This window comes from Dokdonella sp. (assembly GCF_049593775.1).
Classification (GTDB): domain Bacteria; phylum Pseudomonadota; class Gammaproteobacteria; order Xanthomonadales; family Rhodanobacteraceae; genus Dokdonella.
In genome coordinates this window covers 1-20,532 of sequence record NZ_JBAWHJ010000148.1, presented here as the reverse complement: position 1 = coordinate 20,532, position 20,532 = coordinate 1, and the positions used below count along the sequence as shown (strand labels likewise).

At 59.8% G+C, this 20,532-nt stretch carries 19 protein-coding genes and 1 tRNA gene; 10 read left to right on the top strand and 10 right to left on the bottom strand.

Annotation, left to right across the window (positions count from 1 at the left end; translation table 11 throughout):
- Nucleotides 1-59: 59 nt before the first annotated feature.
- The 3 genes from WBP53_RS05210 to rarD form a co-directional block, all read right to left on the bottom strand.
- Entirely contained in the window at nucleotides 60-758 is a 699-nt protein-coding gene (locus WBP53_RS05210) for a DJ-1/PfpI family protein (RefSeq protein ID WP_423926632.1), read from the bottom strand.
- A gap of 27 nt (nucleotides 759-785) precedes the next feature.
- Complete coding sequence (locus tag WBP53_RS05205) at nucleotides 786-1,784, bottom strand: GlxA family transcriptional regulator (RefSeq protein WP_423926630.1); 999 nt, start codon at nucleotides 1,782-1,784, stop codon at nucleotides 786-788.
- 175 nt (nucleotides 1,785-1,959) lie between these two features.
- Nucleotides 1,960-2,883 (bottom strand): EamA family transporter RarD, encoded by a 924-nt coding sequence (rarD, locus tag WBP53_RS05200; RefSeq protein WP_423926628.1) that lies wholly within the window; start codon nucleotides 2,881-2,883, stop codon nucleotides 1,960-1,962.
- Between the two features lie 255 nt (nucleotides 2,884-3,138).
- Between rarD and WBP53_RS05195 the strand changes: the two genes are divergently transcribed.
- On the top strand, nucleotides 3,139-4,062 hold the full coding sequence (locus WBP53_RS05195; protein WP_423926626.1) for a dienelactone hydrolase family protein: 924 nt from the start codon (nucleotides 3,139-3,141) through the stop codon (nucleotides 4,060-4,062).
- Between the two features lie 2 nt (nucleotides 4,063-4,064).
- Nucleotides 4,065-4,622 (top strand): DUF3228 family protein, encoded by a 558-nt coding sequence (locus tag WBP53_RS05190; RefSeq protein ID WP_423926624.1) that lies wholly within the window; start codon nucleotides 4,065-4,067, stop codon nucleotides 4,620-4,622.
- A 95-nt stretch (nucleotides 4,623-4,717) separates the two neighbouring features.
- On the opposite strand, the gene gdhA is transcribed toward WBP53_RS05190, so the two are convergent.
- Entirely contained in the window at nucleotides 4,718-6,076 is a 1,359-nt protein-coding gene (gdhA, locus tag WBP53_RS05185) for an NADP-specific glutamate dehydrogenase (RefSeq protein WP_423926622.1), read from the bottom strand.
- Nucleotides 6,077-7,095: 1,019 nt separating this feature from the next.
- On the opposite strand from gdhA, the gene WBP53_RS05180 reads away from it, so the two are divergent.
- From WBP53_RS05180 to WBP53_RS05155, 6 genes are all read left to right on the top strand, one after another.
- Nucleotides 7,096-7,455, top strand: coding sequence for a hypothetical protein (locus tag WBP53_RS05180; RefSeq protein ID WP_423926620.1), 360 nt, complete (start codon nucleotides 7,096-7,098; stop codon nucleotides 7,453-7,455).
- A gap of 53 nt (nucleotides 7,456-7,508) precedes the next feature.
- On the top strand, nucleotides 7,509-8,495 hold the full coding sequence (locus tag WBP53_RS05175) for a carbon-nitrogen hydrolase family protein (protein WP_423926618.1): 987 nt from the start codon (nucleotides 7,509-7,511) through the stop codon (nucleotides 8,493-8,495).
- A 153-nt stretch (nucleotides 8,496-8,648) separates the two neighbouring features.
- A complete protein-coding gene (locus WBP53_RS05170; RefSeq protein ID WP_423926616.1) occupies nucleotides 8,649-9,227 on the top strand; it encodes a MarC family protein in 579 nt (192 codons plus the stop codon).
- 170 nt (nucleotides 9,228-9,397) lie between these two features.
- Entirely contained in the window at nucleotides 9,398-9,784 is a 387-nt protein-coding gene (locus WBP53_RS05165) for a superinfection immunity protein (protein WP_423926614.1), read from the top strand.
- Between the two features lie 12 nt (nucleotides 9,785-9,796).
- Entirely contained in the window at nucleotides 9,797-10,954 is a 1,158-nt protein-coding gene (locus tag WBP53_RS05160; RefSeq protein WP_423926612.1) for an HlyD family secretion protein, read from the top strand.
- Nucleotides 10,954-12,426, top strand: a complete 1,473-nt coding sequence (locus WBP53_RS05155; RefSeq protein WP_423926610.1) for an efflux transporter outer membrane subunit — start codon at nucleotides 10,954-10,956, stop codon at nucleotides 12,424-12,426. Before WBP53_RS05160 ends, WBP53_RS05155 begins: the two co-directional genes overlap by 1 nt.
- Nucleotides 12,427-12,510: 84 nt before the next feature.
- On the opposite strand, the gene WBP53_RS05150 is transcribed toward WBP53_RS05155, so the two are convergent.
- From WBP53_RS05150 to WBP53_RS05125, 6 genes are all read right to left on the bottom strand, one after another.
- Nucleotides 12,511-12,587: transfer RNA gene (locus WBP53_RS05150), tRNA-Arg, on the bottom strand.
- Nucleotides 12,588-12,649: 62 nt separating this feature from the next.
- On the bottom strand, nucleotides 12,650-13,093 hold the full coding sequence (gene azu, locus WBP53_RS05145; RefSeq protein WP_423926608.1) for an azurin: 444 nt from the start codon (nucleotides 13,091-13,093) through the stop codon (nucleotides 12,650-12,652).
- Nucleotides 13,094-13,223: 130 nt separating this feature from the next.
- Nucleotides 13,224-14,216 carry a DUF3187 family protein gene (locus tag WBP53_RS05140; protein WP_423926606.1) on the bottom strand — a complete coding sequence of 331 codons (993 nt, stop codon included), beginning with the start codon at nucleotides 14,214-14,216 and terminating at the stop codon, nucleotides 13,224-13,226.
- Between the two features lie 42 nt (nucleotides 14,217-14,258).
- Nucleotides 14,259-15,866 (bottom strand): carboxyl transferase domain-containing protein, encoded by a 1,608-nt coding sequence (locus WBP53_RS05135; RefSeq protein WP_423926604.1) that lies wholly within the window; start codon nucleotides 15,864-15,866, stop codon nucleotides 14,259-14,261.
- Nucleotides 15,867-15,987: 121 nt separating this feature from the next.
- Nucleotides 15,988-16,392, bottom strand: a complete 405-nt coding sequence (locus WBP53_RS05130) for a hypothetical protein (protein WP_423926602.1) — start codon at nucleotides 16,390-16,392, stop codon at nucleotides 15,988-15,990.
- 147 nt (nucleotides 16,393-16,539) lie between these two features.
- Nucleotides 16,540-17,718, bottom strand: coding sequence for a thiolase family protein (locus tag WBP53_RS05125; protein WP_423926600.1), 1,179 nt, complete (start codon nucleotides 17,716-17,718; stop codon nucleotides 16,540-16,542).
- A gap of 182 nt (nucleotides 17,719-17,900) precedes the next feature.
- Here WBP53_RS05125 and WBP53_RS05120 point away from each other — a divergent pair, with 182 nt between their 5' ends.
- Entirely contained in the window at nucleotides 17,901-19,112 is a 1,212-nt protein-coding gene (locus tag WBP53_RS05120; protein ID WP_423926634.1) for a choice-of-anchor Q domain-containing protein, read from the top strand.
- A 26-nt stretch (nucleotides 19,113-19,138) separates the two neighbouring features.
- Nucleotides 19,139-20,395: a winged helix-turn-helix domain-containing protein gene (locus WBP53_RS05115; protein ID WP_423926598.1), complete on the top strand. Its 1,257-nt coding sequence runs from the start codon at nucleotides 19,139-19,141 to the stop codon at nucleotides 20,393-20,395.
- The last annotated feature ends 137 nt before the right edge of the window (nucleotides 20,396-20,532 follow it).

The following is a 20,532-nucleotide window of genomic DNA, read 5'->3' as shown; positions in this document are numbered from 1 at the left end:
CCTCCTGGCTGAAAGCGGCTCTGGCCGCGGGATGTTTCTGAAACGAGGGTGAATCGTGCTCAAGCGGCCCGATCTGGCCATTGCAGTGAGATGCCGGCGAACGGAGCGCTCGAACCGAGCAAGGTTCTGGCTTGGTGCATCTCGAACTGTTGCACGGCATGTTGGGCAGCAATCGGAGCATCGGCTGGCGATACTCCTGGCAACGGTGGCGCCGGGTAGTACTCGATGCCGAACTGGATCGCCTGCGCAACGGATTCACCTGCTGTCAGCTGTGCGAAATACAGGGCAGTATCGATGCTGGCCGACACTCCGGCCCCGGTCAGGTACTTGCCGTCGCGGAAATAGCGTTCTGCGACAAACTGGGCTCTGTAGTCGAGCATGCGCTCTCGGTCATGCCAGTTCGTTGTCACTTTACGTCCTTCCAGCAAGCCCGCGCAGGCGAGCAGGGTGACGCCATTGCAGATCCCGATCGTCCAGGTCGAGGTGTTGTCGAGGCGGCGCAGGGTTTCCAGGAACACGGGATCCTTCTCGAGAATGCGGCCGCCGGGTCCGCCTGGAACATAGAGAATGTCGGTGCGCGGCGTTTCGTCCAGGTCGCGAAAGGCAAGTAATCCAAGACGTCTCGTGTCGGCAACGATCAGTCCGCGGGAGGCTGCGATGAACTCGACTTCAATGCCAGGCAGGCGGGACAGGACCTCGTATCCGCCAATCGCATCCAGCGTGGTCAAGCCATCAAAGAGAACAATTGAGAGCTTCATCGTATTGGACTCCGGTCATGCATGTGCTCAGGGCACCTGGCTCACACTTTCCTTCAGCGGCTGGAATCGCTGCCGATAGTCGCGGGGAGAAACTTTCAGTTCCTGCGCGAACAGCCTTCGCATCGTCTCGGTATTGCCCAGGCCACACTGTTCGGCAACGACGCCGAGGTTTTCATCACCTTCCTCCAGCAGGCGTCGCGCCGCTTCCAGACGAAGACGAAGGATGTAGCGTGCCGGTGTCATGCCGACTTCACGCCGGAAGCAGCGTGCGAAATGACGTGTGCTCATATGGGCGACTTCAGCGAGTCGATCGAGCGAAAGATCGCCGTGCAGATGATCGGCCACGTGGGCCTGTACGCGACGAACAGGATCGTGATCGGCCAGTTGGGCAGACAACTGGGCACTGAATTGTCGCTGTGTACCCGGACGGCGCAGGAACAGGACCAGCCAGCGAGCAATGCTCAGCGCGACATCGCGGCCCAGATCGGTCTCAACCAGGGCAAGTGACAAGTCTATCCCCGCGGTTGCACCGGCCGATGTCCATACGTTGCCGTCACGGGTGTAGATCGGATCGGCATCGACCTGGATGGCAGGGTGTTCTCTGGCGAAGCGCTTGGCGAATGCCCAGTGTGTGGTTGCATGTCGCCCATCAAGCAGTCCGGTAGCCGCGAGCAGGAAGCTGCCCGTGCAAACCGAGGCGACGCGCTCGCTCTTCTGCGCCAGGCGCTGAACCTGGCGCACGACTCCGGGATCGGCGGCCTGGGCATCAACGCCGGCACCGCCACACACAATGAGTGTCTGCAAAGGTCCGCGAAGGCGATTCCACGCCGTGGTTGGATTGAGTGACAGGCCGCTTTCGGTTTGCACGGGCAGACCGCCCGGCGATGCAAGACTCAGACGGTAGAAGGCCGGACGCCCCTGTGAGGCAAGCCAGCGATTTGCCCCGGCGAAGACTTCGAACGGGCCACTGACATCAATGCCCTGGCAGCCGGGAAAGATCAGGAACGCGATGTGGTAGGTCTTCATGCGGCCAATCTAGTGTGATCGGTTCATGGCTGCAATGACGAAAAGCCCACAAAAAAGGACAAGTACGCCGGGTGCCGCAACGCCTGCCTCGTTCCTGCGCATCCAGCTTGTCCTGGCCAGTGTTGCGTGCATGCCGGGGCCGACGCGTGGGCAGCCTCGCTTTCGCAGTGACAGATCAGCCGGGCAGGACAGCGGGTCGACGTCGCGAACGACGAAGTCCGTCAATCGCGAAGATAGCCAGCGCCAGCCAGATCAGGGCAAATCCGATCATCCGTTCGCTGCCGAAAGGTTCGCCGAGAATCAGGACGCCGCACAGGAGTTGCAGGGTGGGTGCGATGTACTGCATCAAGCCAACCAGTGAGAACGGAATACGGCGCACCGCATCGGCAAAGGCGATCAGTGGAACAGCCGTCAGCGCTCCACCGAAAATCAGAAGCGCGCCTATCCAAATGCCCCAGCCTCCCGCAGATTGCGGTGCGGCAAACCCGCCGTGCCCGTTCACTTCACTCCAGAGCAGGTACCCCAGTGTCGGCAGGAACAGGTAGAGGCTTTCGACGCCAAGCCCTCTAACGGGTGGAACCGCGACGATCTTTCGAATAAGCCCGTACATGCCAAACGAAAATGCCAGCGCGAGGGCGATCCAGGGGAAGCTGCCGTAGTTGAAGGTCAGCCAGAGCACGCCGGCGGTAGCGATCAGTATTGAGACCCACTGCACGCGATTGAGTCGCTCACCAAGAAAACTGACACCGAGGACAACATTGAGCAACGGGTTGATGAAGTAGCCCAGACTGGTTTCCACGACATGCCCGGCATTCACTGCCCAGATGTAGAGACCCCAGTTGACCGCGATGAACGTTCCGGAAAGTGCCAGCATCCAGGCTGCTCGCGGGAGTTGCAGGGTCTCGCGCAGCCAGCTTCGGCCATAGCGCCAGAGCAACCATCCGACCACCAGCAAGGTGCTCCAGACGATGCGGTGGGCAATGATCTGCAGCGACGGGACGGCCTTGAGGAGATGCCAGTAGAGTGGCATCAGTCCCCAGATGCAAAACGCAATCGTGGCGGCAACGAGGCCGTGGCGATCAATGGGTTTGTCGCTCAAGTCGCATACTCCATTCGTGCGCATGCTCTCGGGCACTTTTCACGGCGCTTGCCGCGATTCCACGCTACTGGAAGCATCGCACCAATTTGATGGCAAGTCCTGTTGAAATTTCAGGCCTGGCTTGCACGGGCGGAACCTACCTTCAGGAATGCGATCAGCAGGGACGCGGGCAAACCTTGCGCCGCCATGTTTGGCCGGGACTGCAAGGTCAGCTACGCTAGGCTGACCCGCATTCCAGCCGTGTTCGGAGGTTCCATGCCCAAGCAAACCCGCAAGACAGCCAGTGATTTTGATCCCGAGGTCATGCGCCTGTTCGATCAGTACGTGCATGGCAAGATCGATCGACGCGGATTCCTCGGCAGCGTCGCTCGATTTGCCGTCGGCACGAGTACGGCGGCGGGATTGCTGGCGGCACTGTCTCCGAACTTCGCGGACGCTCAACAGATAAAACCGGACGATTCAAGATTGGTTACGCGCACGCTGCAGTTTCCATCCCCGGACGGCTATGGAACTGGTAGTGGTTATCTGGCACGACCTGTGAAATCGGACGGTCCGTTGCCGGTCGTACTGGTCGTACACGAGAACCGTGGTTTGAACCCGCACATCGAAGACGTGACCCGACGACTTGCCCTGGAGGGGTACATCGCTTTCGCACCCGATGCACTGTTCCCTCTGGGTGGCTATCCGGGGAATGAAGACAAGGCGCGTGAACTGTTCCCGAAGCTCGATCAGGCCAAGACCCGACAGGATTTTCTGGCTGCAGCGAAGTTGCTGAGCAGTATCGAAGGTGGCAACGGTCGCATGGGCGTCGTCGGCTTTTGCTACGGCGGTGGCATGGCCAATTTCCTGGCCACCCAATTGCCGGACCTGACTGCTGCGGTGCCGTTTTATGGCCGGGCACCAGACCTCGATGCCGTAGCGGCCATCAATGCCGAGTTGCTGGTCGTGATGGCTGCCAATGACGAGAGGATCAGTGCCGCGTGGCCGGACTACGAGAAGGCGCTCAAGAAGTCGAATGTGCGCTACTCCGTGTACCAGCCCGAAGGAACCCAGCACGGGTTCAACAACGACACTACGCCACGCTACGATGAAGCTGCTGCCAGCGAAGCGTGGAAACGCATGTTGGCGCTGTTCAACAAGGCGCTGGGCCAGGGCCAACCCGCGGACGGTGGAGCCTGACAGTGTCGATCGTCCTTACCGAATTCGCCCGCACGCGCCTGTTTCCACGCGAGTCGCGGCGCAATACGATCAGGGATTGCACGTCAGAAGAGTTCGAGCTGCGCCTCAATACGAATCCGCCGCTGAAAGTGCTTGATGGATATGCGCCGTTCTGCAAGCTGCATGTGCATGAAAACTGGACATCCACACGTTGCATTGCGCTACCCGTCACGGATGAGAACCGGGCGTGCCTGAGGTCCGCCTATGAGGCGCGCAGCTCCGACGAGTTGCCAGTTCTCGTGCGCTGGTTCGAAGGTGTGGATCCTCCTGTAGCCAGCTACCTGGTTCCCATCCTTTACAGCCGGGAGCAGTTGAAGAAGGAGGGAGCACTCATCAGCGCTGACTGGGGTGTCGTGGGCTGTCTCTACACGAGCGAACCGAATGAAATTCCCATGGCACCAATAACAATGATGCGCAATGCGCTTGGCGTGGAACAGGGTGGCTCCGGCGTGCCGCTGGATCGGCTGGCCTACAATCGCAGCGTGGCGTTCTGGGACAAGCATGCGAACTGGCGAGGCTAGCAAGCCAGCCGTTGCCTGCACCAGAAGCGCCTGCCGGGCTGCGCTTGAACCGAGCCTCCGGCTGGCCTGATTGACGGGGGATTGGGCGTTGTCTGCTAGACAATCCCCTGCGCAATCATCGCATCAGCCACCTTGACGAAACCCCCCACGTTCGCGCCTTTGACATAGTCGATGTAGTTCGCTTCGCCGGCGACACCACCGTAGTGCTGACAGCGATCATGGATCTCTTGCATGATGTCGCGCAGCAGCCGTTGCAGTTCCTGTTCTTTCCAGGTGATGCGCGCGGAGTTCTGGCTCATCTCCAGGCCCGAGACTGCAACCCCGCCAGCATTCGCCGCTTTGCCCGGTGCAAATTTTATTCGTGCGTACTGGAAGAGTTTTACCGCTTCCAGCGTTGAAGGCATGTTTGCGCCCTCTGCGACAGCGACAACGCCATTGCTTAGCATTGTCTTTGCATCGTCGGCGCTGATCTCATTCTGGGTGGCGCATGGAAAAGCGAGTTCGCCGGGAACTGTCCAGGGACGAGCTCTGGCGTGGAACTCGGCACCAAACTCCCCGGCATAGTCCTCGATTCGACCTCGGCGATTGTTTTTCAGGTCTTTGACGAATGCGAGTTTCTCGGTCGAGATGCCCGCCTTGTCGAAGATGAAACCGCTCGAATCGCTGAGGGTGACGGGCTTTCCGCCCAAAGCCAGAATTTTTTCCACGGCATGCTGGGCCACATTGCCGGAGCCAGAGACAATGCACGTCCGTCCTTCCAGCGATTCGTTGACGCGCTTGAGCATGTCTTCCATGAAGTAAACGGCACCGTAGCCCGTTGCCTCGACACGGATCGGGCTGCCGCCGAACTCCATGCCCTTGCCGGTGAGGACACCAACATAGCGATTGGTGATGCGCTTGTACTGCCCGAACATGTAGCCGATTTCTCGCCCACCCACACCAATGTCGCCAGCAGGAATATCGACGTCTTCACCGAGGTGACGGTAGAGTTCGGACATGAAGGACTGACAGAAACGCATGATTTCCGCGTCGCTCTTTCCCTTGGGGTCGAGGTTCGCGCCACCTTTGGCACCGCCCATTGGCAAGCCGGTGAGGGCGTTCTTGAAGGTTTGCTCGAATGCCAGGAACTTCAGGACACTTTGATTGACGGTCGGGTGGAATCGAATGCCGCCCTTGTATGGGCCAATCGCATTGTTGTTCTGGATCCGGTATCCACGATTGACGCGCACGTGGCCCTTGTCGTCGTGCCAGCAGACGCGAAAGGATATGACTCGATCCGGTTCGGCCAGGCGCTCCAGAATCTGGTGATCGTTGTACCTGGGGTGATCACGCACGTGCTCAAGCACGCCCTCGGCTACTTCCTTTACCGCCTGGATGAATTCCGGCTGGCCCGGATTGCGCTTTTCCAGGCCCTCAACAAATTCCTGCAGCGTGGGTACCTTGTCGCGTGTCATGGTTTGTCTCCCCTGTGGAATTACGCCCGCCTGGAACGGCAAGTGTCGAGCGAAACCTGCGCGAGGCTCGGGCTTCTATCCAATTGCTGGGTCGCGGTCGACGGCAGCGTGACCCGCCAATAGTCGCTGCATGAAGTGCAGACGATTGATTGGAACACCATACTCCTGCAATTCGCGTGACGACAACAATGGCGATGGGCGAGCGATGAGATTCGCGAAAACATGCATCGCGAACAGCTCATGGGCAGCTGCCTCATGGGGCGCGACTATCCGTGCTGGATACTTGGAAATATGGCGATGTTGATCTTGTGTGGGATCGCGCTTCAGCACGATGACTATCGTGTGTGATTCTGGTAGTTCTTGCACTTCGCCGGTTGCACTGGCGCAGACAGCAGCTGCTGATCGGCGCGATTGCACACAGATCAATCAAGTGTGCTGAATGCGGGTTGCCGGCTTACTTCTTCGACTTCCGAGCCGCACTCGCTCCAACTTTTTCAGGAATCCCCTCGGCAGCCTTGGGAAAATCACCAATCACGCTCTTCAGCGGACACACCGAAACCACCGGGCATTGCTTGCAACTCGCAACGATCGCGATTGGACAAATGGTCATTGGAATTCGCCTGTCGTATGCCCCTTGGAATGGGACCAGTCTTCACAGTCTAGTCCTTTGTGCGTGACGAACGTGTCAGTGTCGGACTCGGAGCCCCTCGAGTACCAAGGGCAGGACGGTTCTGGCGCTCGTGTCAGGGGAGTCAAACGGCCAATCGTCTAGGTGCGTGATGGTGCAAGGCAAATGAATTCCGAGACAGTAGCGATGCCCGAAACTCGATAGGGACTTCGTCCGCCATCGAGGGCTGAAAGTCCGGCTTTGGATGCCTCGAAAGGGGGGGTGGCGGTCGGGTCCTTGCGACTTGAATTGGCCGGGAATAGGGCGTATTCAGTCAAGCAACGGGCCGTGACCGTGCGCGTTATGGCGCAGAAATCTGGTTCGACTTCCATGCAGAAAGCGGAGGCGGTCGATGAGAGTGATCGTGCTTGGAGTTGCATTGATTTGTGCTGGCTGTGCCCAGACCCAATATCGACCCATCGTGGACAGCGGCATCAGTCGTGGCAACTACGAAGATGACGTGATGGATTGCCAGAGCCTGGCCAGCCAGCGTCCAGCCGCGGGATCTGCGGCGAGTGGCGCGACAGTAGGTGCCGTGCTCGGCGCGTTGTTCGGACTTGCCGTCGGACTCGATGGTGATGATGTCGCGGAAATCGCTGCCTGGGGCGCTGTCAGTGGCGGGTTGAACGGTGCCGCCTATGGAAGTGCCGTGCAACAATCCATCGTCGCGCGCTGCATGGAAGGGCGCGGCTACTACGTCATCGCCAACTGAGTGAACCGGGGCAGGGCTGCCTGGCATGCATGTGTCAGGTCCAAGATACAATCGTGGATCAGCTCACCTGGATGGTTCGCATGCCCAACTACTCGTCCGGCCATTGTGTTGTCGCCATTGCCCAGATTGCGCCCGTCTGGCTCGATCGTGCAGGCACCATGGACAAGATCGCCGGAAAAATTCGCGAGGCCGGGCAATCCGGCGTGCGTCTGGTGGTGTTTTCCGAAGGCGTACTCCCTGGTTATCCATTCTGGATAGAGCACACCGATGGTGCGCGATTCGAGTCCGATCTCCAGAAGAGCCTGTTTGCACACTATTCCGATCAGGCCGTGGATATTGCAGGCGGAGATATGGGCAGCCTCTGCGCGACAGCACGGGAAGCCGGCGTCTGGGTCATGCTGGGTTGCATCGAGCGCGACCCGAATCGCGGACAGAGCGTCTTTGCCTCGCTGGTTACTATCGATGACAACGGCGAGATTCGAAACGTACACAGAAAGCTGATGCCGACGTATGAAGAGCGCCTTGTGTGGTCGCCAGGTGATGGGGCAGGGTTGCGTACCTTCGAGCTCGACGGCTTTCGACTGGGCGGACTGAATTGCTGGGAAAACTGGATGCCACTGGCGCGATCTGCGCTCTATGCACAAGGCGAAGACCTGCACGTAGCGGTCTGGCCGGGCAGCGTACGCAATACCGAGCAGATCACGCCATTCATTGCGCGTGAAGGGCGCAGTTTTGTTCTCTCTGCCAGCAGTCTGCTGCGCCAGGAAGACATTCCCGACAATGCGCCACACGTGGATCTGCTGCGTGAACGGCTGCCGGCAGTCTGCGCCGATGGCGGTTCCTGCATCGCGGGACCCGATGGCGAATGGATCATTCCACCCCGCGCGGATGACGAAGTGCTCCTGATCGCGGAGATCGATCATGCACGCGTTCGCGAGGAACGCCAGAACTTCGATCCATTCGGCCACTACTCGCGGCCAGATGTGCTGGAACTGCAAATAGACAGGCGGCGTCGGAATGGTGCATCGATTCGTGACTAGGCAGCCGGACTGGGTGCTTGCCCAAACGATCGTGCTTTCATACCGTGTTGATGTTCTCTGGAGCCGGCATCCCCGATAGAACATGATTAACACTCGGCGGAGTTGCTCTGTCACACCATATAAGGCTCAGGGGCACGTTCAATGGAAGATCAATTGCAAGCAATTGTCACGATACTGTCCCTGGTCAATCCGGCCGTCTGCGCGACGATGTTCGCGCAAGCGACCAGCGGTCAGTCATTCGCTGAAAGGTTCAGCGCCGCCAGCAAGGCAAGTGTTGCAGTGCTCGTCATACTCGTTATTGCGGCGCTGGCAGGTACGCGCCTTTTGGGCATGTTCGGCATTTCCCTGGACGCGTTCATGGTGGCTGGTGGTGGCGTACTGGCGTGGATGGGATTCTCGATGCTCGCAGCCAAACCTGCTGCGACAGATACCAAGGCATCGGCATCACTGACACCGCTGATCCTGTTTGCGGCCAGTCCCGGCACCATCACCGGCGTGATCACGCTTTCTGCAGCACAGACCCGGTCGGAACTGCCCTTGCATTCGCTGGTTGCGATCACGGTAGCTGCAGCAGTCCTCTGGCTTGTCCTTCTGGCCGTTTCACGCCTCTCCAAAGCCCAGGGGGGTGAAAGCTTCCTGAAAGACACGATGACGCGATTCATGGGCTTGATCGTGCTTGCCATGGGCGTGCAATTTGCGCTCACAGGATACCGGTCCTTCATGGCCCAATAGCATTTCGAGCCGGAACCGCACCAAGGTTCACTCGACATTGACGTCACGTGCCCACACAGTCACGATGCACGCGAAAGACATAGCCCTGCATCAGGGCTGAATGAACACACGGTTGGCTTGGCAGTCGCAGGACTCGTCACGATCAGTTCCGGTTTGAACGGAGTTTCCCGATGACAATCGGTTTCTGGGACTACATAACTTTCGCCACGCTTGCCATCGTGGGTGCAGGCGGGTTGATCTTCGTGATCTGGATGATGGGGCTTCCGGGGCGCATTGCGATCGCCCGGAAGCATCCCGACGCCGAAGCCGTCAAGATCATGGGGTATGCGGGATTTTTCGTCATGGTGCCCTGGATCCAGGCGTTCATCTGGGCGTTCAAGCCTACGGATATCGTTGATGTCCGGCGCTTTCCAAAGGAGGAAGCCAGGGCAATCGACGAGGAAATCGAGCGCTTGTCGGGCAAGCCCGCTCCGAAGTCCGCTTCCAGCGTGGATGCCTCTGCCGATTCGGCCGGTCCGTCGGCGGGGCCCTCGTCGAATGATTCCAGACATGATTGAGGGCTACGCAGCATGATTCTCGCCATCGCCCTGATCGTCATCTATTCCACGGTCGCCTGGTTGGTCTTCTTCAAGTACAAACTATTGCGCTGGAGTATTCCCTGGGCGATTTTCTCTTCGTTCTTTCTTCTCCATGCGCTGCTGATCTTCATGATCGGACTGCGCTTCGTGACCCCATTCTCGCGTCACGCCACGGTAGTGCAGCACACGATCCAGCTCACCCCCCGTTTGACTGAGCCAACCCTGGTTACGGCTGTGCTGGTCAAGCCGGATGAGCCCGTGAAGAAGGGACAGCCGTTGTTCCAGTTCGACAAGCGACCGTACGAATACAACGTGCGCAGTCTGGAAGCGCAACTGGCGGAAGCGGATCAGGGTGTCTTGATCCTGAAGGCCGATGTGGATGTGGCGACGGAGAACCTGTCCAAGGCACGTGCCGACCTCGAATACGCGAAGTTTCAGCAGAACCTTTTCATTGGCCTGGCCAAGCAGGGCGCGGGCACGGAAGAAGACGCACAGAAATGGTCTGCCCAGCTCAAGATTGCCCAGGCATCGGTTCGTGAGGCGAAGTCGCAGCTTGAGCGCGCCGAATTGAAGTACCACTCCGATATCGATGGCGTGAACACCACGGTTGCAGCCATTGAATCGCAGTTGAAGCTCGCCCGGTATTATCTGGACAACACGACAATGGTTGCGCCCGAAGATGGTCGCATCATCAACTTGCAAGTACGGCCTGGAATGGTGGCGGGCGAAGTTCGATTCGGTGCGATTGCCACCTTCATCTGCGATGACGATCGTTACCTGATTGCGCAGTACTTCATGGAGAACCTCAAGTACGTCAAGCCGGGGCAGCCAGTGGAAGTCGCGCTGGATCTATATCCGGGCCAGATCTTCAAGGCACATGTCGACGCAATCTGGAAGGGCAGTGGGCAAGGGCAGTTCACCCCCAGCGGAACGCTTCCGCATTTCCTGCCAAAGCCGCCGGAAGCGCCACAGGGCCAGTTCGTCGTGAAAATCATGCTTGATGACCCCGATCAGTCGCTGTTTCCGATTGGTGCCCAGGGTGCTGCTGCCATCTATACACCCGGCATGACCGGCCCTTGGGCGGCATTGCGCCGGATAGGCATCCGGACGCACTCCTGGCTCAACTGGCTTTATCCGATGCCATTTTGATGGCTTCGCTGCATGCTTACAGCCCAACCCCGAAGCAGAAACTCTGCGGGATTGGACTGCTTTCCGCTTTGATCGTCGTGGCGCTGGGGGGCTGTGCACTGCAACCCGCACCCACGCACTCAAAAATCGTGGCTGACGCATTGCCGACCGATACCTCGATCCCTTCCGAGTGGAAGATCAAGGGGGCCTCGGGACCGGTCGACGATGACTGGTTGAGATCATTCGGTGACGCGGGCCTGGAATCCGTGGTGACCGAAGCCCTGGCAAATAGTCCCGACTTGCGCCGAGTCGCTGCCATGGTCACGGCAGCACAACAGTCGGTCATCGTCGTCGGTGCCCAAATGAAACCGTTGGTTGGAATCAATCTTGGAGCGCGCAGCACGCGTGATCGCGACTGGGACAGTACATTCCAGAGTAGCAAGGGACTTCTTGGCGTTGCCTGGGAGGCGGATGTGTGGGGACGCATTCGTTCACAACAGGCTGCAGCGGAAGCCGGGTACGCGTCGGCTAGACTCGACTATGAATTTGCGCGCATGTCGCTGGCCGCAACGGTAGCCAAAAGTTGGTACCAGACGACCGAAAGCATGCAGCTCCAGGCCCTGGCTTCGCGCAGTGTCGACATACACGCGAAGCTTTTCGAGCTGGTCAGGATCCGGCGAGAGGCTGGAAAAGTCGGCGATCTTGATGTTGCCGAGTCGAATGCATCACTGAATGCCGCAAAGGCGGATCTGGCTGAAGCGGAGGCGCTGACTTCGCAGTCCAGGCGTGTCCTTGAAACCCTGGTAGGGCGATATCCCGCCGCGGAGTTGCATGCTGCCAGGGAATTCGTCCCGGTGCCTGCGCCCTCGCAGGCCAGCTTGCCTTCGGCTTTGCTCGAGCGTCGCCCGGACCTGCTCGCCGCGGAACAACTGGTGATCGCCTCGTTTCGTGAGAGCGAGGCCGCAAGACTGGCCTTGCTGCCGGGTCTGTCCCTCAACCTTGGTGCGGGGAAGATCAACGACGGCGTGCTTTCCGTGCTGCGCCTGAACCCCTGGCTGCTGGATGCCGGGATAGGCATCTCGATTCCCCTCTATGTTGGCGGCGCGCTGAAGGCAGAGGTCGAGATCGCGAATGCCGAGCAGGAGCAGGCCGTAGCCGAATATGCCGGCTCCATGCTGCGCGCGTTTCGAGAGGTGGAAAACAATCTGGAGAACGAAGACAGCCTGGCTCGCCAGTTGAAGTTCGATGAACTGGCGATGGACGACCACGCCAATGCCGTCCGCATTGCGAACATCCAGTTCAAGGCCGGAAGAATCGATCTGTTGTCACTGCTGCAATTGCAGGAAAGCCTGATCGCCAGCGAAGCCCAGGTCATCAAGCTGAAGAACGCGCAGTTGGCCAATCGCATAGACCTGAACCTGTCCCTCGGCGGCAGTATCGTCGGGTCTCAGGTCTCGCAAGTTCCAGCGCCGATCGACACCATCCAGCAGTAAGTCGCCAGGTCCAATGACCATTCGTTGCCGGACCCTCCGAGCGGAAGCCGGGTCTTGCCCGCACGCCTGCAGTACGGCTTCAAGTGGCGGCCCCGATACGATTCGAACGTACGACCTTCCCCTTAGGAGGGGGACGCTCTATCCAGCTGAGCTACGGGGCCGCAGTGTCGCGTGCAGCGGCGGGATTGTCCCATAACGTTCGGCAGAATCCGAGCCGGATGGGTCAGATCACTTTCAATGTGCCCTTCATCAGGGACCAATGCCCGGGAAACGAGCAGAAGAACGTGTAGTCGGCGCCAGCACTCAAGGTGTCGACGGCGATGGTCACCGACGTCGATTCACCGCCGCCAATGACCTGGGTGTAGGCGATGACCCGCTTGTCGTCCGGTTGCACATAACTGTTGTCGAGGCCGGCCGACATGCCTTCCGTTGCAATGGCCTTGAGGTCGGCCGTGCGGGACAGGACCCAGTTGTGGCCCATGATGTTTCTGGCCAGCTTGCCTGAATGCGTGAGGGTGACGGTGAACTCCTTGCAGACCGAAGGCACTTCGATAAGGTCGAGGTCGAACTTCATGGCATCGTTGCCATTGATGACTGCCGAGCAGGCCGCGAATGCCGCTGGGCTTGCGAAGAGGATGGCGGTGGCAAACAGCAGTAGGCGGATCATGTGATGTCTCCGGTGATGCAGGTCCATGTCGATGGTCCGCGGCCGAACCGATCGCGTCCTGGCATCGACTTGGGGTAATTTGAATCGAAGCGAAGAAGCGCAGACAGTGGCGCGATGCCGCAGCAAGCGTCTAGCGCGGACCGAGGTTGACCCTGAGGTTCAATCCGAACGCGATGTCGGTGGCGTGCAAGCGAGGGATGTCTTCGCTGAAAATGCCTTGCAACTCTGCCGATTCGCCGATGCGACGGCTGAATCCGAAACTGAACTGGTTGCTGGCCTTGAGGAACTTGGGAAGGTCGCGGTAGAGAGCTGCATGTGCGTCCGTCTGAGCCAGGACGCTCCAGTTCTGGTCGATCTTCACGCGAAGAAGCAGGTTGGCGAACGGAACCGTGTTCCTTGCCTGTGTGCCGAGCAGATCGTTGTCACCCTGGAACAGCACGCCAATGCGCGCGCCGAACGTAAACCGGTCTCCCATGTTGTAGAGGGTGAACCCGGACAGGGAAAAGTCCTTGCTGCCGGTATCTGTAAGACTGCTCGTGCTGCCGATTGGCCACTTGCTGCCCAACGATATTCCCGCCACGCTGCCTTTCCCGTAGTTCCAGCTGCGCGTCAAATCAACCAGAAGTGGACCGTTTCCGGATCGGTTCCTGTCCAGCCAATAGAGCGTCTCACCATCAAGGTCGACGCGAATGACTGGTGCCTCTGTGCCGAGCAAGCCGCGATCGCCATTGGTGAAACCGAATATATGGTGATACTCCTCGATGGCTCCATCCAGGTAGCCGTCTCCAATCGTCAGATGGCTGATCGAGCCACGCAGGCTCCAGCGCTCGTTGAATGCATAGGCGGCGCTAAAGCGGAATTCGGAGGTTTCGGCGTCGAAGGTCAGGCTCGAGACCCGGTTCGATTGCCCCATTTCGGTATTCGCAACGGTATACGTCGTATCGAGCTGCCAGTTCCCCGCAGGCGGGATGGATGGCGCGAGCGGCAGTCCGCTGCCCAGAACGAAGGGATTCTGATCTCGGGTCTGCAGCCAGCCTGGAGATAGCTCGGCTGCGACGGTCAGGCCGGGCAGGCCAGTCATGAGTAGTACGGCAATCGGATTGAAACGGGAAAGTTTCGACATAAATGCTATAGATATCTGATTTTCAATAGAAAAACAGGGGTCTTACATGCGGAAGACGCCGTAGCGTCCTTGCTCGATGGGGGCGTTGAGGGACGCGGAGATGGCCATTCCCAGTACCCGGCGGGTATCTATCGGATCAATCACGCCGTCGTCCCAGAGCCGCGCACTTGCGTAGTAGGGATGGCCCTGGCGTTCGTACTGATCACGGATCGGATCCTTGAATGCCGCCTCTTCGTCATCGGACCAGGTCTTGCCGGCGGCTTCGATTCCGTCGCGCTTGACCGTAGCGAGAACACTGGCCGCCTGTTCGCCGCCCATGACGCTGATGCGGGAATTCGGCCACATCCAGAGGAAACGGGCTCCATAAGCGCGTCCGCACATCGCATAGTTGCCTGCACCGAAGCTGCCGCCGATCACGACCGTGAATTTTGGAACGTGCGAGCAGGCCACGGCGGTGACCATTTTCGCCCCATCCTTGGCGATGCCGGCGTTCTCGTATTTGCGGCCGACCATGAAGCCGCTGATGTTCTGCAGGAACACCAGCGGGATGTTGCGCTGGTTGCACAGTTCAATGAAGTGCGCGCCTTTCAGGGCCGACTCGGCAAACAGGATGCCGTTGTTGGCCACGATGCCGACCGGGTAACCGTGGATATGCGCGAACCCGGTGACCAGGGTCTTGGCATAGCGCGCCTTGAATTCGCTGAATTCAGATCCGTCGACGATGCGGGCAATCAGTTCGCGGATATCGAACGGGATGCGTGTCTCGCGAGGAACAATGCCGTAGATTTCCTCGGCCGGATAGGCCGGTTCACGTGGTTCGACGACGGCAAGCGGGAGCTGTTTCTTCCGGTTGAGGTTTCCTATCAGCTCGCGGGCGATGTTCAACGCATGGGTATCGTTCTCGGCGAAATGATCGGCCACGCCGGAGATGGCGGTATGTACATCGGCGCCACCCAGGGATTCCGCATCAACCACCTCGCCGGTGGCCGCCTTGACCAGGGGAGGACCGCCGAGAAAGATCGTTCCCTGTTCCTTGACGATGATGGTTTCATCGCTCATCGCCGGCACATAGGCGCCACCAGCCGTGCACGAGCCCATGACCACGGCGATCTGGGCGATGCCCAGGGCGCTCATGCGCGCCTGGTTGTAGAAAATGCGGCCGAAGTGTTCGCGGTCCGGGAACACTTCGTCCTGGAGCGGGAGGAAGGCGCCGCCCGAATCGACCAGATACACGCAAGCCAGGCGATTCTCCAGCGCCACTTCCTGCGCTCGAAGATGCTTCTTTACGGTCATCGGGAAATAGGTGCCTCCCTTGACCGTTGCATCATTGGCGACGATCAGGACTTCCTGGTTGTGCACGCGGCCGATACCGGTGACCAACCCCGCACACGGCGCGGAACCGTCATACATGCCGTGGGCTGCCAGCGGCGACAGTTCGAGGAACGGTGAGCCGGGGTCGAGCAGGGCGCGGATGCGATCGCGCGGAAGCAATTTGCCACGATCAGTGTGTTTGGTCCGCGATTTCTCGCCGCCGCCCATCGAGATCTGGCGAAGCTGAAGCTTGAGCTCATCGACAAGGCCGCGCAGATGCGTCGCGTTGGCGATGAAGTCGGGTGAGCGGGGGTCGATCTGGGATTCTATGCGAGGCATGACAGCGCGCTGTGGTCAGTCAGTGCAGATCAGAGCACAGGCAGAGGCAGCCGGCAAACCCTGACTCCGGAAACGCGACCGGCCGCACAGGGCGGCCGGTCGTTGAAGCAACAAGACGTGATTAGTGCTTGGTGGCTTCGTCTTTCTTTTCTTCAGCCGCATCCTTGGCCTTGTCCATTGCGTCGCTGGTAGCGTCGGCAGCCTTGTCCATGGCATCACCTGCCTTGTCCATTGCGTCGCTTGCAGCCTCGGTAGCGGCGTCGGCGGCTGCTGCGGCATTTTCGCCAGCAGCGTCTGCGGCTTCCATGGTGGAAACGGCGGCGCTGTCAACAGCAATGGCTGCAGCGTCGGTGGCTTCCTGGGCCGCGGCAGAAGCCTTGTCTGCGGCTGCCTGCGTAGCAGCTGCTGCTTCCATGGTGGCCTTCTCGGCTGCTTCTACAGCTTCCTCGGCTTTCTTCTGCGAGTTATCGCAAGCGCCCAGGGCCAGTGTCAGTGCTGAAGCCAGAATAATGCGATTGAAGTTCATGGTGTCCCCTCGAATTGAAGCGGCGAATCTAAAACTCCGGCGCATCGCCCACCGCATTGGCAATGGCCACGATCCGGCGAACGTGCCGGATCGGCTGATTGGGTCAATTTCCTGGCATGTAATTCACTGATGCCAAGTTGGTAAATGCTACGCCAATTCAATGGCAATGGCGGTAGCTTCTCCGCCGCCGATGCAAAGCGTGGCCACGCCGCGCTTTCCACCGTGCTTGCGCAGGGCATTGATCAGGGTGACGACAAGACGCGCGCCGGATGCTCCGATCGGGTGACCGAGCGCGCAGGCGCCGCCATGGATGTTGATCTTTTCGTGCGGAATGCCGAGTTCGCGAATGGGCGTCATGGCGACGACGGCAAATGCTTCGTTGATCTCGAACAGGTCGACATCCTCGACCTTCCATCCGACCTGCTTGAGGACTTTCTGGATGGCGCCGACCGGTGCGGTGGTGAACCACTCCGGTTCATGGGCATTGGTGGCGTGGCCGATGATCGTGGCAAGTGGCTTCAGGCCGCGCCTGGACGCCTCGTCGGCAGACATGACGATCGTCGCCGCCGCGCCATCGGAGATGCTCGACGAGCTGGCAGCAGTGACAGTGCCGTTTTCCTTGCGGAATGCCGGCCGCAAGGTCGGGATCTTGTTGATGTCTGACTTGCCGGGCTGCTCGTCGGTTGCGAACTCGACCTCACCCTTGCGCGTGGAGACCTTGACCGGAACAATCTCGTCGGCGAATGCGCCGGATGCGATCGCCGCCTGGGCGCGTTTGACCGACTCGATGGAGAACGCATCCTGCTCTTCACGGGTGAACGTGTACTTGTCGGCAGTGGCTTCGGCGAATACGCCCATGGACTTGCCGTCGTAGGGGTTGGTCAACCCATCCCAGGCCATGTGGTCCACCGCCTCGAAATTACCATAGCGGTTTCCGGTGCGGGTATTCGGAAGCATGTGTGGCGCGTTGGTCATCGATTCCATGCCACCAGCGACGACGATGGATGCCGAGCCTGCCTTGACCAGATCGTGGGCCAGCATGATTGCCTTCATGCCAGAGCCGCAGACCTTGTTGATTGTGGTGCAGCCGACTGATTTTGGCAGTCCGGCAGCCAGCGCGGCCTGGCGCGCGGGCGCTTGGCCAAGATTGGCCGGCAGGACGCAACCCATGATGACTTCCGAGACATCCGCCGCAGCGATGCCGGATTGCTCCAGCGCAGCGGCAATGGCCGTAGCGCCCAGGGTTGTCGTGGGAACGCCGGTGAACTGGCCGAGAAATGAACCGATGGCGGTGCGCTTGGCGCCGACGATGACGATGCCGGACATGTTGATGCCTCCATTGAGCAGATTCGGGCGAAACGATGCATGGCATCGTCGTGGGGAACGGATGATTATTGCACGTTGTCCGTTCGCTGGCGGAAGGCGGGGCGCCGTAGGTGCTCCTTCTGGCCCTTGAACCAGGGAGCAATCGGCCCAACACTGGTTGCTTGAGGAGCAAGGGGGTGCGTATGCGTATCTTGTTGATATTGCTGGCAATTACATGGGTCGGGAGTTCTGGTGCAGCCACCATCACGGTCACCACCACCGAAGATACGGTTGCCGCGGACGGGCAATGCAGCCTGCGCGAGGCGATCACGGCAGCGAATACCGATGCTGCATTCAATGGTTGTCCAGCCGGCAGCGCTGCCGATGAAATCGTGTTGGACGCAGCCGAATACCGCTTTGATATCGCCGGTGCGGGCGAGGATGCCAATGCAAGTGGTGATCTCGATATCCGCAGTAGCCTGACCCTGCGCGGTGCGGGCGCCGACCTGACCCGGATACGGGGCGATCGCGAAGATCGTGTGTTCGACGTTGGCGGTGCGGGTTCCGAAGTCCGGATCGAGGGTGTCACGATACGCAACGGTGCCGGAACGCTGGGGGCCGGAGTTCTTCTGCGCGAGGGCAGCAGTCTGCACATGGATGGCTGCCTGCTCACGGGCAATGCGACTGAAAAAGGAGACCCCGCTGGCGCCGGCGGCGGTATTGCGTCCCTGGGCGTACTTGAGGTCACGCGTTCGACATTCCATGCCAACGATGCCGGGACGGGCGGAGGCATATGGACGGGTGGAGCTGGATCTACGGTGCTGAGCAATCTCACCTTCGATTCGAATATCAGCCTGGCGTCGGGTGCGGCGATTTCCCTCAACGCCGCTGCGACGCTGAACAATCTGACCCTGAGCCTGAATTTCTCCGACAACGATTTCGACGGGATGGGTGATGGCGCCCTCGAGGTCAACGCGCCGGTGACGGTGTCCAACAGCATCATCGCGGGCAATGTCGATTTCAGCATCGTGGTGGCGGGCGCCGTGAACAACGATTGCGCAGTCGGCCCATCCGGAACGCTGACTTCGGCAGGAAACAATCTCATCGGTGTCCTGGGCAATGCCTGCGTGCTTGCGGCCGCGCAACCCGGCGATCAGAGTGGTGTGCCCGGTAGCCCGCTGGATCCCCAGTTGCAGCCGTTCGACGTGTATGGCGGTACGGTTGAGGTCTTCCTGCCGAAGGCATCGAGTCCGGCAGTGGAAGCCGGCAGTTCCGTGGCTCAAGGCAACCCGGGTGCCTGTGAAATCGATGACGCGCGTGGAGTGCCTCGCCCACAAGGTTCGCGTTGCGATATTGGTGCCGCTGAGCTGGATGACCTGATCTTTCGTGGCGGCTTCGATCCGCCATTGCCCTGAGCTTTGCGCATGCGCATCATCCCGGCATGACCGGAACTCAATCGGCGGCACCACTATCTGGCCAGCAAGCGCGCAACCTGCATCTTGAAGTGCAGGGGTTGTTGCGCAAGCCGCCCGCAACATCGACACGCAAGCAACTGCTATCCACGATCGAGCGCATGCAGTTGCTGCAGATCGACACGATCCACGTCGTCGCGCGTAGCCCCTATCTGGTTCTGTTTTCCCGGCTTGGGGGTTATCCCCAGTCATGGCTGGATGAAGCGCTGGAACGGGGCGATATTTTTGAATGCTGGTCCCATGAGGCCTGCTTCGTGCCGAGTTCGGCCTTTGCCTTGCATCGTGCGCATTCGGAATGCGGTGGTCGATCGGATCACTGGGCCAGCAGAAACGCCCAGCGTGCACACGAGGCCCAGCGCAAGGGCATGAATTCCGTGCTTGAACGCATTCGTGACGAAGGGCCATTGAAGGCATCCGATTTCGAGGGTACCCAGCGCAGGAAGACCGGATGGTGGGGCTGGAAGGACGAGAAGCGGTGGCTTGAGGCTCTGTTTGCGCGCGGCGAACTGATGGTGGCCCGACGCGATCGGTTCCAGCGCGTCTATGATCTCAGTGATCGCGTAAGGGCTCGCATGGGCGCCGGCTCGATGTCGCCAGCATCGGATGCGCTGGATACTTCAAATGCCTTGTTGCTCAACGCAGTCAAGGCGCTGGGCATCACCCAGGCTCGCTGGATCAACGATTACTACCGCACCCGGCCGAAGTTCAGGGATGCGGATCTCGACGCGCTGGTCGCTTCTGGCGAGCTCATTCGGCTCGATGTGCGCGGCTGGGAGAATCCTGCCTATGTTCACATCGAGCATGCCAGTCTGTTGCAGACGATCAGGCAGGGGCGAGTGCGCGCAACGCACACGACCCTGCTGTCGCCATTTGATCCCGTCACCTGGGATCGCGAGCGCGCCAGCGTGATGTTTGGATTCGACTACCGGATCGAATGCTACGTGCCCGAAGCGAAGCGCAGGTACGGTTATTTCGTACTGCCGATCCTGCATCGCGGCCAGTTGATCGGTCGACTGGATGCCAAGGCGCACCGGAGCGATGCCAAGTTTGAGGTCAAGAGCATCCATCTGGAAGCTGGCGTAAAGGTGGCAGCAGGGATGGTCTGCGCTGTCGCGAAAGCGATTCAGGCGTGCGCGAATTGGCACGAGACGCCAAAGGTCCTCGTGCGCCGCAGTGATCCGAAGTCACTGGCAGCGGATCTGCGCAGGGCATTGCGGCAGGAGTAAATGGCCGGTCGATGTCTTTCGGCAGGTTGGCGGTGCGCGCAGCGAACCCCAACTCCGTACAGTCGATTCAATGCTGCTCCAAGGCGATCTGGACGTTGGGCATCGCTTCGCTCAGCCCAAACTGCATGGGCGAGAGT

Coding starts and splice junctions, on each gene's coding strand:
- WBP53_RS05210 (WP_423926632.1), bottom strand. CDS start 758: ATGAAGCTCTCAATTGTTCTCTTTGATGGCTTGACCACGCTGGATGCG.
- WBP53_RS05205 (WP_423926630.1), bottom strand. CDS start 1,784: ATGAAGACCTACCACATCGCGTTCCTGATCTTTCCCGGCTGCCAGGGC.
- WBP53_RS05195 (WP_423926626.1), top strand. CDS start 3,139: ATGCCCAAGCAAACCCGCAAGACAGCCAGTGATTTTGATCCCGAGGTC.
- gdhA (WP_423926622.1), bottom strand. CDS start 6,076: ATGACACGCGACAAGGTACCCACGCTGCAGGAATTTGTTGAGGGCCTG.
- WBP53_RS05180 (WP_423926620.1), top strand. CDS start 7,096: ATGAGAGTGATCGTGCTTGGAGTTGCATTGATTTGTGCTGGCTGTGCC.
- WBP53_RS05165 (WP_423926614.1), top strand. CDS start 9,398: ATGACAATCGGTTTCTGGGACTACATAACTTTCGCCACGCTTGCCATC.
- WBP53_RS05160 (WP_423926612.1), top strand. CDS start 9,797: ATGATTCTCGCCATCGCCCTGATCGTCATCTATTCCACGGTCGCCTGG.
- WBP53_RS05155 (WP_423926610.1), top strand. CDS start 10,954: ATGGCTTCGCTGCATGCTTACAGCCCAACCCCGAAGCAGAAACTCTGC.
- azu (WP_423926608.1), bottom strand. CDS start 13,093: ATGATCCGCCTACTGCTGTTTGCCACCGCCATCCTCTTCGCAAGCCCA.
- WBP53_RS05140 (WP_423926606.1), bottom strand. CDS start 14,216: ATGTCGAAACTTTCCCGTTTCAATCCGATTGCCGTACTACTCATGACT.
- WBP53_RS05135 (WP_423926604.1), bottom strand. CDS start 15,866: ATGCCTCGCATAGAATCCCAGATCGACCCCCGCTCACCCGACTTCATC.
- WBP53_RS05130 (WP_423926602.1), bottom strand. CDS start 16,392: ATGAACTTCAATCGCATTATTCTGGCTTCAGCACTGACACTGGCCCTG.
- WBP53_RS05125 (WP_423926600.1), bottom strand. CDS start 17,718: ATGTCCGGCATCGTCATCGTCGGCGCCAAGCGCACCGCCATCGGTTCA.
- WBP53_RS05120 (WP_423926634.1), top strand. CDS start 17,901: ATGCGTATCTTGTTGATATTGCTGGCAATTACATGGGTCGGGAGTTCT.
- WBP53_RS05115 (WP_423926598.1), top strand. CDS start 19,139: ATGACCGGAACTCAATCGGCGGCACCACTATCTGGCCAGCAAGCGCGC.